The sequence below is a fragment of the Paenibacillus sp. FSL P4-0184 genome (genome assembly GCF_038004625.1).
In the GTDB taxonomy this organism is placed as follows: domain Bacteria; phylum Bacillota; class Bacilli; order Paenibacillales; family Paenibacillaceae; genus Paenibacillus_AQ.
Genome location: NZ_JBBORN010000001.1, coordinates 1,096,507 through 1,111,824 on the forward strand (window position 1 = coordinate 1,096,507; position 15,318 = coordinate 1,111,824).

Sequence of the window (15,318 nt, forward strand, 5' to 3'; positions counted from 1 at the left end):
ATTTTTAAATAAAATCATGAATAAAATGTCGAAAAAAAGTTTCTATTGTCAAATAATGCAACGAACGAAAACAAAAACGGACACTCGATCCGCTAATACTCCGAATCGTAGTGTCCGCCTAACGAATAATCAACCCTACTTATTCACCCGATGAATAGTACCAATATAATATATCACCATTCTCTAAAATGTAGCTGTCCGCGCTGATACTTGGATCAGCATCTCTATTCGTCTTATACTTCCATCCACTGCTAGGTCCGCCATCAAATTCGGACAAACCATCTATAGATTTCACGTATTTACTTCCAGCGTTTCCGGATGATACTACCTTATCGCCCAATTGACTAATCAATAAGCTATAAGCCGTTTCACCTTCTTTTAGCGATACTCTTGTACTGTTCAGAAGCGTACCCTTCTTGTTATCCCCAACGACTGAAATGGTAGCCGTAGCTTTAACAGGAGCAATAACATCTGAAGCAATGTTTAGTGACTGAGTATAACGCGCCACACTAGGCACACTATCTTTAGCATATCCGGTAACAATGATCGTATAGGTATTCGCTGGTAGACCTTGGTCAAATGCAGCTACACCCTTAGCATTTGTGATCGCCTTCTGATCACCGATCAAGACCTGCACGCCAGCGGCTGGAGAAGTCACTGGATCGGAAGTAAAGGTATCCTTATTCCACACCCATTTTTTCTGAGAAACCGTTACAGTGAAAGCTTCACCCGGCTTCGGCTGTCCAGAGGATACAACCGCAGTATCAACAACCTGTGTGGTTTCTCCGGCATAATATACAAGAACACGGTCGGATTCCTGTAATTCAAAAGCGTCCATACCCACACTTGGATAGATCCATTCACCGCTACGCCATACTACGAAGCTCCACCAGCCATCATAAAGGCCTTGAGTAACTCCATGAATACCCGATACAAAATTACCATACGACGATTTCGTGATATCTACTTTAAAATCATTGGATAACCCCAATTGCTGCAAAGCTTCAAGCGCATTGGAAGCCTTTAAAGTCCCCTCACCGATCAGTCCTTGCGGACCCTCAACGGTAAGTGAAGCCGTTACATTCTTAGGAATTACCTTTAGATCTTGAGTATATTTAGCTATCGATGGCGCTTTTCCTTCACGATAGCCTGTTACAGTCAGCTTGTAATCACCTGCTGGAACATTCCCTGAGAATAGCGCCTCGCCTTTAGCATTTGTTGTTACGATGCGATTTCCAATTTGGACCTGAACGCCAGATGCTTTGGCAGTTACCGGGGAGGATGTATTCGTTACAGCGTCCCATTTCCATGTCTTACTAGTCACTACTACAGTAAAAGAATCGCTCTCTTTAAGGCTTGCTTTGGACACCGTTACCGAATCTACAAGTTTAGTATCATCTCCAGCATAATAAACCAAGACCTGATCTGAATCTTTAAGCGCAAAATCACTCATTCCAACATCAGGGTTGATCCATTGAGAGTTACGGGATACGGCATACATCCATCCGTCATAGCCGCCATAGCTTCCGGCGGGAATGTTTCCAATTCCTGTGACATATGCACCGGAAGGATTCGTGATCGGCAAATTCGTCTGAAGAGCCAATTTCTCTAATGCACCAAGCACGTTGCTAGCATATCCATATCCTTGTGCTAAAGTATTCTTAGGACCCTCTACAGTAACAGGTGCATAGATTAAGGCATTCTGAACGGATGACTTAGAAAAATCGTATAACTTACTGTTACTGCCTTTATAGAGTAGATTGTAGGCTACAAGCGCCTGAAGGCCCTGCTCAGTAGCTAGAATATTACTGCTTCCGCCACGGCTATGAGCGAAGCTTCCGTCAGCTAGACGGTAGCTCAGCAGGTTACCGATCAGATTCACTTTATTCTTGGTATATTCTAATCCACTTGGATCTATACCGAAGGATGTGAGACCTAGAATAGCTTGTGCAGCACTCTCAGCACTATCTCCGTAACCTCCATGACTATCCTGAGCATTAGAGAGCCAAGATACGGCTTGTAGCCCTGCTGTGTAAGCTTCTGGATTACGCTTATGTGCCGCTAGAGCGGTCAAAGCTATCGCTGTCATATCTGGCTCACTAGCGCCTGTCGTTAAGGCAAAGCCGCCATCTTGATTTTGCTTGGAGAGAATCTCAGCAATGAGCTTATCCGCTGTCCATTTCGCGTTATATGGAATGTTATATTTACCAGAGTCCAGTGCGAGCAAAGCATATACTGGATTATTAAGTGTCTGTCCACTGATTTTGTCATGATTATAGATCTTCTCTATTAAGTTATAGCCAGGTGTTGTTCCGCTTCCAGCAAAGTTGGTAGGATCAGCACCTACCGCTCTTACTGCGAGTACAATTCTCGCATAATCCGTTACGTTCGCGAAATTCCCCTCTGCATCTTTCACCTTTTTCTCAAGAGCTAGAAGGTAACCTGCTGGCAGTTTGTATCCCGCTTGAGCCAGCCCAATCGCTTGCCAATCCGACTGCACGCCACCCTTTAGAATAAATTCTGCAGCTGTATAGGTCGCATCCGCAACATTAATCCGCTCCGCCTGAGCAGCTGCATCGCTAGATTCATCTAGTCCGGTGCTAACACCTGCCTCTGCAAAGATGGTTCCTGCCGGAGCAAGGGATGTTCCTAAAATTGAAATGACCATGAATATGGCCAGTCCAAGTACAAAAAACTTGGAGGTGACTATTTTCTTCATTGTTCAACCTCTTTCTATAAAGGAATGGATACTACATAAAATAAGAGCGCACAACATAAAGACCGCCCCTATAAAGGGCGGTATAACCTTATTTTCATAATCATATCTATTAATACATAGCATGTCTATAGAAAAGCTTTGTATGAGTAACAAAAAAAGAACAGCAGAACCAACCTTTCGGTATTGTTCTGCTGTTCAGAAATTCCTTTATTCAGCCGTTCCTTCCGGACTTGCAGTTGGAGAAGGTTCAGCACTTGAGTTAACACCCAGTGTATCCTTTGGAGCGGGATCTACAATCAATGTAAATCTTCCCGCCTTGATCATACTTTTCTCTACGATGGTCGCTCCCGGTTCTAAGGTAACCTCCACCTGATAGGATGGCTGTACCCCTTCTGTGACAGCTGTCGCGGATGGATCATCTGTGTTATTCTCCGCATCAGATGAAGGCGTTGGAGACGGTGTGGCATCGGCTCCTGAGTTAGTAGCGTCCGCACCTTCAGCCGTTTCAGAATTAGCGCCTGTGGCATCCGCTGACGGAACTGGACAAGTTCCATGGCTAGCAGCGACTTTATAGCTCTTATCCACCACATTGGATGAAGTCATCAGACTAATCTCCGTCGGATTAAATTGCACACAATCATCAGCTTTGGCAAACGTGAACACCAATATGCTGCTCCCCTTATCTCCTTCGACGCTCTGATCCTTCAAGTATACTGAAGCCGGAGGCAGCTCATTGCCTGCACTCTGAACGGGTGTCGGCTCAGGGCTTGTCCCCGGCAGAGCCGTCTTTGGATCATCCGGACGGAGCATACTGAATACAATAATTGCGATAATCACCAGAATGCCCGTGATGGAACCGGAGATCAGGAGTCGAAATCGACTGCGGCTGATCCAGCGCGCCAGCGGGGAAGCGAGCTGGGAGCGAGCTTCATTGTACACATTTTGAAGAGCAGGCCGTGCTGTAGCAACATAGCTTTTACGGAACTCACGATTCTTGAAGGCTTCGCGGTCACTGCTCTGGAAATACTTCAGAATCGCCCGGCGGTAACCCGGATAAAGCTTTTTATTCGATATCGTAAATAAAGAATTTCCTTGAGACCATGCAAAGAATCGATAGATAACATCCTTATCGGTACCGGCTTTATGCTTTACTAATTCCAAGAGTGCGTCATAATCCAGTGGACCACCCTCGCGCTGACTGGTGTAGTAGAAAGCTAGAGGCAGACGTTCAAAAGGCTCTAGCACTCGGGCTTCCTTCAGTAAACGGCGACCGAGCAGTTGTACATCGTCCAGCTCCTTTGGAGATAAGCCTGCAAAAATCTCTTCATTCGGCTTCTCTTCACCAAACCAGCGATAAGCAGCGCGGAGTGCATTTTCTTTCTGCTTGCTAATTCTATCTAGTGGCGGCTGCCAATCCACGACATTGCCATAACGTAAGAAAACAACCTCCAGTAAGTCCTCCTGCGTCATTTCAGTAAGGGATAGCCGGTTCAGCAAGAATCTGTCTGCAGATGCTGCCAGATCCTGCATGAGCGAGAGTACTTTAGGAGATACGCCTGTCCCTCTACGTCGATCTTTCTCCGCTTTATCTACAGTGCCATGAATTTCCGCCACCGCAGCAACCGGATCAGTCTCCAGTTGTAGCTTTTCTAGCAAATAATCCCTTACTGCATCCTGAGCAAAAGGCTGCTCTAACGCAGCTGGCAGAAAACGGCCCCAGTGGAGTACAAAATTCAGAATATCCACAGATTTAGATGCAGCAACTAGTCTTGATTCCATATAAGGCTCTAATAGCTGCTTGCGGAAATACGTTTCAGACATTACCCGTTGAAAAAAAGCAGCACTTAGCTCATCAGTACCCTCAATGATGCCGTAAGCTGCATTGAGAACATCTTTGCGTCCTGCTTCCACGCTGTGAAGCATTCCATTAATGAAATAATCAACGATTCTAACTTTGTAATTATGATCCTTGAGCAGAAAATAATCCTTAAAGCACTCCATAATCTCAGGATCCGGGACATTCCTTTGCCGGACTAAATCAAATTCTCGGTCGAATCGCTCCAAGAAAATATCATTCAGTCGGATTCTGGAATGAATAGCCCCCTCCGCTTTAAGATAAGAGAGCAATCCACTCAGCACCGCGCTCTTGTTCTCTGTATATAAGTGCTCATTCCCCTGCTCAATCTCATAAAATACGGCTAACTCATTATAGAGAGCGAGCGATAGTTTATGCTCAGAGCTTTCTCCACGCAGGATCTGATCGGCAAAACTTACGAAATCATCGAGATTTCCTGGATTCAAAAGTAAAAGCTTCCAAACCAGATCAGCATACGGCTGACGGGACTCGCCAAAATCTACATTCCCCATCCGACCTGAAACCAAATCGAATGTAAAGTCCTTCTCGATGCTGCGATCACCGGGACGGAGCGAGCCTTTTTCCACAAAGCTAAGATGAATATATTTACGGCTTTGCGGTTCATTCGCATACGTAATCACACCTAATCTGCGGCGGAATTCATACGGCAGCACGCTATATAAAATCTCTGTAAGCTCCACCGCACGTGCGGACAGCTCCGTGATAGGTACATTTAGAGCGATATAGATTTTTTTCTTACCTGCCACAGAGAGCATCACCGCTTGCAGCAATGCCTTAAATATCCCTTCATCAATCCCTAGCAAGCGTAATCCCGCTATAGGATCAGGTCGGCGATCCGTACGTATAACTGGAATAGCAGACAGCTCCGGCAAGGTTCCGCCCAGCTCTCCTTCATAACTTTTTGCGAAATCAGCATGCAGAAAGTCCCCGTAGCTCTGAATAATCTCCTCTGAACGTGAGGACGGAACTACAAAGTTATGTGCAAAAAAGGCGCTCCGCTGGCCCGTAAAATCCGTCGCTTGATAACGACTCGTCCCAAGAACCGTGTCACCATTCTCTGCATGGAACAGGTGTAGCGCACTAGGATATAGAGTCTCATCCTTCTCCCCACGCGCGGCCAGCTCTGCTGGAGCATCGTAAAGACAGAAGGGATGCAGTGTTTTTTTGATAAAATTATTGTCCAGACTGTCCGATTTCGCTACTGTATCAAAACCTTCAGTGGAACGAAATAATCCGCGGCGTTCGCGGGTATACATTTGTTGGGCGATCTTAGACCCTGAGAAAACATTCACGGGCCGTCGCTCCCCTCAATATACTTCAGCTTATGCAGCAGCCAAATAAACGGCTCGTCTACACGAATCGGGCTTACAACACCCTCAATCTTCTGATTCACAGGATTACTGCCCAACGCAGATACCGCAAAATAGCCCGTATTCGAGAAGTACACATCCATCGTATCTTTAAAAGGTCTGTCCACCTTACCAATAAATCTGCGGATTTCTCCGTCGATGTTATGGAATTCATCCATATTCAATGTTTTGCGATGGACATAGTTATTGAACACATTACTGTTGGACTTGATGTAATCGCCATCCTCATCCTTCAGTGAATGCAGCATATCACTTTTCGCAAGAACGACTGCTGTTGGAATGTCAGTTTTGCTCTTTTCCTGATAGGCGATAAAATCACCGAACATCGTCAGCACAACATCACGCGGCTCGTCATATTGCGAGACCCATTCGCCCGGGCGGTCACCGATGTTAATATGAATCTTCTCACGGATCGAACGGATTTGCAGCGGATCGACCATAAACAGAATACCGGCAGAGTTCTTAATATGTTGACCGTGTAGTCCGAGATAATCCTGATCCACCATGCCCTCACCCGCTACATCAAAGAACACAAGTGTCAGCGGCGGCTTTTCTTCATCCTTAAAAACAAATTGAAAGATAAACGGCTCCTGCATTTTCTCCTTCTGTGTGGAAGCTAGCAGATCCCCGCGTTCAAACAGCGGTTCTTCATAGAGCGTACGAAACTTACGGCTAATCTCCGCGTTGAGCGGCATACAAGCGGCATCAAAATGACCTGCTGTCGTATGCTGCAAGGTATGAATCAGCGCGGTCATGTATACCGACTTCCCGACTTGGGAGGCTCCGATAATCGAGATAATGTTACTTGGAACCTTACCTGCAGTCACAGGCAGCTCGTTATGGCAGGATGGACATAGCCGTCTGCGTGTAAGCACTCCATAACGATCCGTAAGCCCTGTTAACACATGATCGGTATAATGATGGTATTCTTCCGGAATATCCGCCGGATTAATGATTGCTTCTATGTCATCCACCGTATCGAGCCCAAAGCGCTCACGGTATTTATTCAAGGCATCATCCTCGCCCAGCGCGTAATTCTCATCGTCCTCTCGGCTATGCATAGCCCGAAAGACTACATCCTCCGGAGAGAACTTAGTGAAGCAATACGGACACACAATATCATAAAAAAGCGGCCTTGGCTCCGGCTGATTCTTTTTCATAAAACGGCTAAAAAAAGACATCTACTCATCCTCCCAAAAGTTGTATCTGCGTATCTTGCTATGGACAGGCATTGTCCAACACTCGCTTGTACGCATAGACTGATCTTACTCCGGCACCAGCTCGTAATAAAGCCCATACCTAGGACCGTCGGTGAAAAAGATGCGTACAAAATCATCCTTACCGATCTCAATCGGCGGGAGTACATTGCATCCAGGAGCGAAATCCTGTACAAAGGGAAAGAGAATACCATCCTCTTTCCCTGCCGGATGTCCTCCCCGTTTCTTAACATAACAGAGGACATCTCGAGCCACTGGAACTTCTGCCGTAATCGCCATATGTACGGTCTTTTGTTTTCCGAATAATCCTCTTTTTTGTTGAACGGAATAATAGATTCTGGCTTTGCCTGCACTGACCACCACACGGTTCGCACCGTCATTTTGCCTCACCAGCAGTGTCTCTCCGTTCTCAGCAAGGCGAGCGTATATGGTATAGAAGACTAGGCCGATCTCATCCAATCGATCACGGTATCCATTGTTAGATTTGTATTCCTCACGAGTGTAGAGCTTCATTCCGACCGGAGGAATATCCCCGGTGCCAATAGAAGCCTCTTCTGCGGAGGTCTTATGGATGTACACCGCCTGCACGCCGTCCGGCCAGCGCCATCTCAACGTACAGAACCGTTCATCCACTTGAGATGTCACATCCGTTATTACCAGAGCGGAAGCATTATCCTCGGCGTACCTCATCACTGTAAACCCCTTTCAACTACTAGAATCCTTTGCTATTCCGATTTCTCCGTCGATCAGGAAAGCTTTCTGACGGTGGATTAGGAGCTGCATTATTTCTTCTATTACGGTAAATACGTCCTTCACCTACCGGAATGACGCCTGTAAATAATGAGATGATTGCAGCCAATATAAGAACAGCAAGGAGGCGAATTAGGCCGTCAGTGAAATTGTGCCCGCTAAGTCCAAATTCCAGAATAAGCCCTGCGAACAACCCTGAGATTACGCCGCCAATCCCGAAGCTTTTTGCTAAATGACGGTTATCAAACATAATACCAAGACCGAGTCCAAGTGCAGCACCGATTAGCATCAGCGACAAAATACGAACTGCAGCATAGTATGGACTATCTGCCGTAGCATCACTACGCACCGTAAGCAATGTCCGATCTCCCAAACGATCATAGATTTGCTGGAATACATCACCCAAAAGAGCCGTATCTGTCACATCATAATAGTGACCGCCCGTTATTTTCGCAATATCCTGCAGCAACTGGGTACCGGCAGGATCCTGCATCCCCAGACCAATGGTATTTACGGCAATGCCACGATCTATATAGGTCTGTAATTCTCGTGAGGTGTCGAAATTACTCACTCCGTCCGACAGCAAGATGACCATAGCACCTTGATTTTTTCTGCCGTCACTGTCTATCTCCTTAAGTGCTTCCGAGATCGCACCACTTATGTTCGTGCCACCCTCAGTTGGTTTCAGATTATCAATGGCAGTCAACACCTTCTCACGATTCTGCGAATCAGAGAGTGGTGTTAACGGCTGGACGACTACAGCTTCGTGATTAAATGTCACCACCGCTACCTGATTGTCATTGTCCATTCTCGCAATTAACGCCTTAGCGGCTGAATAACGGCTGTTATCAGGATCACTCTGCGCCATACTGCCAGAGTCATCGATAGCCATTACAACATTTTTAACCGGTTTAGCACCGCCAAAATTCAGCTCATAAACGAATTCTGTTAATGCTCCAACTCCAAGTGCAAGGACAATCATCAGAGGCAGGAGCTTCCAGGATAAACCTAGGTAGCGCTGCTTCCACGAGGCTCCGTTCAGCCGTGGCGAGATCATTTCTGCAAGCAGACAACCGATGCCGATACCGAGTGCTACTATGGCAAAATAAATGCCTACGAGCAAGATGGAAGGCAGATCGTTGTACCAGCTTAGCAGCCACTCGCCAAAAAGAAAGGCGACCCCGCCGCCGATCAGACTGAAGAAGAGCAGGAGCAGATTGATTTTTCTCTGCATCGTTATACTTCCTTTCCGGGAGAAACCTGAATTGTACTCTTATGGCCTTAACATTGTTCGGGGGTTATGTAGCCCGATTAACGGGCTGCCCGGATGTGTAATCATCCCCCAGATTGCACTTTGTGCAATAGAATGGAATAAAAGAAACATCTATTTCTATTCTATTGCATAATGTGCATTGGAAATAAGGAGAAATGTCCCTATTCCAGAAATCCACTTAAATCTATTGTATCAAATACAACAGAACTCTAATTAAAGGTTATATCCGATGAATCTATTGCACAAAGTGCAATAAAGAGACTCAAAGTGAGGGTACCCATCTATTACGCCATCAGCGCATCTCGGGAAGCTGCTCTTCACTCACCCCATGAAGCTGATAGCCATTCTGAGCGTAGGTTTCATAATAAACCTTACCATTACGGTAATAGAGCAGGTCTTCTAAATGGAAACCACCCATCAGATTTAACTTCTCCACTCCGCTCCTACGCTGTTCATGCACGAAGCCTAAGCGATAGATGCGGGTCGTCTCATCCACACCAAATGCATAGCGCAGGAATTCAGATGCGCTGTCTCCGAAGAAATATTTTTCCTCATGACGATGCTCTTGCGTGTATTCGAACAGTCGAACATTGATCGTCGCGCTATCCTCCAGATTATGGTACAGACGCTTGAACAATTCTTCCTTGGATAGAACCTGACGGTTCTCATAAGCAGCCGCAACATTTGCACGCCGCAGCAATTCTTCTTCGAAAGATAGAGCAAACGGATCAGCCGTTAATATTTCCCGCTGACAAATGCCAATCAAACGCTCCGCTACCGCTTCTTTGCCTTGCTCTAAAAGCTTAGAAATGCTCCCCATGTACTTGTCACTAAAGAATATTCCTGGCCCACGCCGGGTCTCAATCTCTTTCATTACTTCTTCTGTGACAACTCGATAGTATTCCATCACGTTCTGGCCAGTGGTTTCATTCGTTCGCCCAATGCTGTCCATCACAGTAATACGTAACTCTTCTTCGAGCGTCTCCATAGCTTTCACACGGGCCACACATTCCACGTGAAGCTGCTCAAGTGCAGATTCCAAACGACTGCACAGTGCAAGCTCACTTTCCATACATAACAGCTCATATTTTTTGCCATATACCGCAGAGAATAAGTAATGAATGAAGTTGCGTACCGTTCGTTTGTCAAAAAGCGGCACACGCTGGAACGGTTGGCGCTCCACACTTTCCGCATAAAGATCCTCAAGCTCATCCTGCGCGGAGACAAGTGCTGAACGCAATCCAGTCATATGCTGACGCAAAGCATGCAGCACACTGCCACCCTCATCGCGATCAGCTGTCCAGTCCGCAAGCTGATAGAATGTTACTGCTGGCGTAGCTGTTTCCTGTGCCGCCAATAGGGTGCGCCATCCACGAAGAGGATGAATACCTTCTACTCTCCGGTTAGACTCTGCGACAAAATTATTACGGAAATAAGCTTCGCCCCCATCACCGAACAGCTGCTGTTCAGCTTCACGAAGTGACAACTGCTTCAGCTCATTGTAGGACGGACGTCCATGGCTCATTAGCCCCGTCATTTCACTGAGGCCGTCTTTCTCCGGGACTAGCAACGTCGCATGCTCCCGCAAACTATCAGGATCCAGCCCTAATAGAGATTGACGCTCGCGCATAGTCCATGGACTACCCTCACGCATATCCGCTACAAGACGCCGGAAGGCGTGATACAGCACGGCCAAGGCAATTTGGACATTAGGTCTTCTCACGCCAGAAAAGCCTGCGGAGGCGTAGCCTTGTCTTCCTGTGCTACCTCTAATACCGCTTTTGAAGGTCATATTGTTATAACCACCGTGTCCTGTAGCTTGATCAGAAGTAGGGCGGACACGATTCTTAAGTAGGCTAATATGGGAGATGATCTCATAGTTATCATCCATGCCGTGAGCCGACATCATGCCGCGCTCATTCTTATCGGAGAGCAGATACACAAGGTCAAATAAAGCGGAAGGACCATGACTCACTGGAATCGACAGACCATCCTCGGTTACAAGCAGCGGTGCATTAAACGTATAGTCCGTAGCTTGCATTCTGTCCAATTCACGCAGAAAAGCCAGCCCTACTGAGCTGGAATATCCAAAATTATCCCCTTGCTCCCGCTCATTGATTAAAGCGTAGAGATCCGTCTGTACCGACTTAAAGGACTGGCTGAGTATTGCTCGAGCCAGCAGTGTAATTTCTGGCAACAATACATTAAGCGGGTCATCGACCCGCGTAATGATAGAGAGATGGATCACGTCAAAAGATGAATATAGCCGTCCATAATCCGCTATACTATTGCTCAGCCGCCGAATAACTTTATTCATTTCAGCAAGATAACGTGTATCCTCATGAAACTTGCGGTAAAGTTCATGACGCACAGTGCGTGGATCTGACCCTGCCATATCCGGCAAGGCCATGGCCAGCACCCGTTCTTTTCCTCCTGCATCAGAGCCCTTCTTACTTCTCTCTGTGTCCTCACTCTTCGTGCCTGACACAGCATGTAATGCCATAACACCGCCGGCGTTATCCCATTTTCGTTCGCAGCTATCCAGCACCGGACCGATGGCCGGAGCAACCTTGTCGCCTACGAACAGAAACAGGGCAGGGTAATGGATGCTGCTGCGTCCATCCCCTTTACTGCGCTGTGCCTCTTCCTGTACCGCATATTGTTCACCATAAGATAATGCCAGTGTTTTGATCATAGGCCTATTTCAACTTTCTGCGGATGCTGCCGAGTTTGCTAGTCATACTCTTGTAGAAACTATACATCTCATCGCCGCTCTCATACTCTACCCGTTCATACTCCAAGCTGTCGCGTGCTTCAAGGAAGGATACATACAGCCCTTCCAGCTTATAGAGCAATGGGGTTACGTCTTCAGCAGCAGTCATTTCACTCGCACGACGAGCTGCCTTACGCAGCAGAACGCTGCGGCTCTTCTCATCCAGCTCCCGGAAATGACGGTACACGGCATATTCCACGTAGCTACGTTCTTTCATCAAGTTGGCAAACGGCTCCCAAGCGTCCTCTTCTTCATCACGATCATAAACGTAGAGTGCGCCTTTCTTGATAATGCTGTCCGTATACAACGCCTCGATGAATTGGTCCATCCACTTGTCTTCGTCCAGATATTGATGGAGCAGCCCTTCAAGCTCCGTTGCTTTTGCAGTCAGCTCAGCATATTTAGCTAGCTCAACACGAACACGAGAAATCAGCTGCGGTGAACGAATTAAATTCTCCTGTGCCATTTCTTTGTTAATGCTGCCAAAAATATCTTTAATGCCTTCGCGTTCCAAGCCCTTCTCGCGCAGATTCTTAAGTTCATCAGCCGCCTTCTTCACTTCTCCGAGATTCGGACGTGAAGAATTTAACTGCATATCAAATCCACTCAATAGAGCATCCATATCAAATGGTTTCGTGAACACAACAGAGTATCTGTTGCTTGTGTTCTCGTCTACACCTTTTTCGATGATCACTCCGCTTGCCAACGCCTTTGCAAAGTCTGCACGCACACGTGCGTTATAATCACGTACACGAGAATTGACGTAGGTGTCACCCCATGATTTTTCCGGAATCGGAGAAGGCAGATACGTCCAGTTATTCTTATCCGTCATCACCAGATGGCGGCCGATCCCTTCCTTATCGAGAATGGTCCGCTCATAGTTCTCTTCAAACACCCGCAGCGGCGTGTATACGAAGAGTGGCACACCGTTGCGGGTGTTAAGCCAGAAAATACGGTTTTTCACTTGGCTTTCTTTGATTGTAAATTGTGATTTTCCAAGCGCATTATTCTGATAATTACGAATCCCTTTCAGGATGCCAGGTGCTTTAACAGGTACGGAAACGAAGCCCCATGATGGGAAATGCAAGCTGCCCGAGCTGTTGCTAAGGTGGAAGGTAGGCACAGCCTCTTCGTCCAATTTACCGGCAATAATCCGCTCTACGAACTTATCCAGCGGCTCTTCATGGCCGAATTTCATCACAAGGAAATCTTCCATCGAACGGGTGATCAGATCCCCGAACTTATCACTAAGGAACTCTGAAATCGAGCGAACGATATCAATCTCCTGTTCCTTAACCCAACGTCCGGAATGCTTCAGCATTTCACGGGTGAAGTCGCGAATCAGGTCGTCGCCGTCCTTCTGATCCATGATTCTGGAGATCGTCGCCGAAATATCCGGCACGTTAACAATGTTCCAATAATAAGTTTTGTTTCCTTTATAATCCGCTTGCTCTTCACCATTGATAAGGATGTCCCCATTCTTGGCAAAAATCGAGCTAAGCGCACTAAGAATCTCCGTAAACACACCATAAATCCGGCTGTTTTCATCGTTTAAGAGCTCGTATAAGTCCTCATAAAATTGAATCATTTGCTCAGTACGTTCTACATCGGCATGCAGCCAATACTCATTGATTTTAGCGTCAATATAGGCATTTTTCTTCTTCTCTTTGGATACAAAAGCACTGCGTGCATCGCTCAGCTTCTCATCCGCACTGTCCTGTGCCGTCTCGATATCGCGTGGCAGACGCAGCAAGCTTTCACGTAAAGCCTCAATATAAGACTGAATCAGCTTCAAAATACAGAAGCCCTTCTCGGTGTACAGCAGGCGGGAAACGTAGAACGGCCCTTGCTCTGGGTGCAGGAAGATGCGCTCCAGCTCTTCACTGAAACGTCCAACAATTTCGCCAGGCAGCTGCTTTTTCGATTTAATATATTCCTCACGGGCACGAGCCAGGAAGTTCTGCTCCAGCTCTGTATCCATACTTACCACTTGATTCTTAACTACATTCGCATGACTCAGACGTTCGCTGTTCTCGTAACCTGGCAATGGCTCAGGCACGCGGGATTCAAAGGTTTTAATCATACTGTCGAGATCAATCCCAAGCTTACGTGCGAATTTCTCCACATCCTCTTGACCAGGCGCCTGCTGGAACATTTTTTCCATTTTATCAAACAAGCGGAAGGCCAGATAAGTCGTCATTTCCTCAATCGGAAGCACGGCAGACGAGGCACCGATAATGTTGTACTCATAGTTAGCTGGATAAGTCTTGTTCATCTGCGCAATATTGGTGCGGATATTACTAATATAGTCATGAATGGCGAATTCTTCGCCAGACGCTTTTTCTTCACTCGCCATAAAGTTCGTGATGTTCTCAGCTGTTACATTCATACAGTAATCATACGCATTCTCTAGCAGTTTACCTTCGGTATTCGTTGCAGAGATCAAATGGCATAGATTAAATGGAGCCAACGGTGAATTTACCGTCAAAATATTTCCGTATTGCTGTTGGAATCGCTCGCCACGGCTGTCCACATTCATCCAGTAATCCAGCTCTTTTAGCGCCGCATAACCGTTCTTGCGAATATATTCACGCGTGTGCTCGCTTAGGCTTTTATTAGACAGGTTCACGTCCGGTGTAAAGAGATAACCCAGAGTGTTCACACGGTCAATACCGGCTGATCCATAATCACGTTCAATAATACCGCGTACGATATAGGCAATATCAAGGAACGCTCCACTACCTGTACCCCCTGACAGACCTGTCAAAAGGAAGACCATCAGCTTTTTGTTCGTGCCTACGGATAAGGTCTTGATCTTCTTATCAATTGCTCCTACAACCTGATTAATCTTGGTGAACAAGAGCAGACGTCCAGCCTGCCGTACACCAGCGGCACCGTTCATACCATCTGTGATACTCAGCTCGGGTGACAGCCAATCCGTGATGTACGAATCAAGGATACTGCGGTTCTGCAGCAATCCGCCGATTTCAGCATTCGCCAGCAATACAAATTCATTCTGTGGATCGAGTCCGATCCCTTTGTATTTTTTTCCGCGATCCTGTTCATTCGTTTCAAAAGCTAGAAACTCTACATTATCCGGCTTGTCCCGCTTCTTCTTGGATATCGGATCTTCCGGCAGCTTAAAGCGGCGGTTAATCTGATATTTAAGACGCAGCAGGGCATCAATGCCCGTGCCGCCTAGTCCAATAATCAGGATCGGATTATCAATCGTATCCACCCTGATTTTATCGCTGACAATCCCGCCGCCTAGTGATACATCCAATTGCTGTATATGCTCTCTTACTACTGGTTTCATATGCTTTATCCTCCTAAAAGTTTT

The 15,318-nt window shown here is 46.6% G+C and carries 7 protein-coding genes; all 7 read right to left on the reverse strand.

The window, feature by feature from the left end:
• Positions 1-139 precede the first annotated feature (139 nt).
• The 7 genes from MKY52_RS04690 to MKY52_RS04720 all read right to left on the reverse strand — a co-directional run bounded on the left by MKY52_RS04690 (position 140) and on the right by MKY52_RS04720 (position 15,294).
• Positions 140-2,719, reverse strand: coding sequence for a DUF4430 domain-containing protein (locus MKY52_RS04690; protein WP_341050121.1), 2,580 nt, complete (start codon positions 2,717-2,719; stop codon positions 140-142).
• 207 nt (positions 2,720-2,926) lie between these two features.
• On the reverse strand, positions 2,927-5,887 hold the full coding sequence (locus MKY52_RS04695) for a GAP1-N2 domain-containing protein (protein ID WP_341050122.1): 2,961 nt from the start codon (positions 5,885-5,887) through the stop codon (positions 2,927-2,929).
• Positions 5,884-7,146 carry a TRAFAC clade GTPase domain-containing protein gene (locus MKY52_RS04700; RefSeq protein ID WP_042124368.1) on the reverse strand — a complete coding sequence of 421 codons (1,263 nt, stop codon included), beginning with the start codon at positions 7,144-7,146 and terminating at the stop codon, positions 5,884-5,886. Before MKY52_RS04700 ends, MKY52_RS04695 begins: the two co-directional genes overlap by 4 nt.
• A gap of 84 nt (positions 7,147-7,230) precedes the next feature.
• Positions 7,231-7,872, reverse strand: coding sequence for a beta-mannanase (locus MKY52_RS04705; RefSeq protein ID WP_341050124.1), 642 nt, complete (start codon positions 7,870-7,872; stop codon positions 7,231-7,233).
• A gap of 22 nt (positions 7,873-7,894) precedes the next feature.
• Positions 7,895-9,166 (reverse strand): vWA domain-containing protein, encoded by a 1,272-nt coding sequence (locus MKY52_RS04710; protein WP_042185102.1) that lies wholly within the window; start codon positions 9,164-9,166, stop codon positions 7,895-7,897.
• Positions 9,167-9,497: 331 nt separating this feature from the next.
• Positions 9,498-11,900, reverse strand: coding sequence for a transcription initiation factor TFIID (locus tag MKY52_RS04715; protein WP_341050126.1), 2,403 nt, complete (start codon positions 11,898-11,900; stop codon positions 9,498-9,500).
• A gap of 4 nt (positions 11,901-11,904) precedes the next feature.
• On the reverse strand, positions 11,905-15,294 hold the full coding sequence (locus tag MKY52_RS04720; protein ID WP_341050129.1) for a tubulin-like doman-containing protein: 3,390 nt from the start codon (positions 15,292-15,294) through the stop codon (positions 11,905-11,907).
• Between the last annotated feature and the right edge of the window lie 24 nt (positions 15,295-15,318).

What these genes read in the sequence shown, in the direction of transcription:
- MKY52_RS04690 (WP_341050121.1), bottom strand. Translation starts at nt 2,719, where the DNA reads ATGAAGAAAATAGTCACCTCCAAGTTTTTTGTACTTGGACTGGCCATA.
- MKY52_RS04700 (WP_042124368.1), bottom strand. Translation starts at nt 7,146, where the DNA reads ATGTCTTTTTTTAGCCGTTTTATGAAAAAGAATCAGCCGGAGCCAAGG.
- MKY52_RS04705 (WP_341050124.1), bottom strand. Translation starts at nt 7,872, where the DNA reads ATGAGGTACGCCGAGGATAATGCTTCCGCTCTGGTAATAACGGATGTG.
- MKY52_RS04710 (WP_042185102.1), bottom strand. Translation starts at nt 9,166, where the DNA reads ATGCAGAGAAAAATCAATCTGCTCCTGCTCTTCTTCAGTCTGATCGGC.
- MKY52_RS04715 (WP_341050126.1), bottom strand. Translation starts at nt 11,900, where the DNA reads ATGATCAAAACACTGGCATTATCTTATGGTGAACAATATGCGGTACAG.
- MKY52_RS04720 (WP_341050129.1), bottom strand. Translation starts at nt 15,294, where the DNA reads ATGAAACCAGTAGTAAGAGAGCATATACAGCAATTGGATGTATCACTA.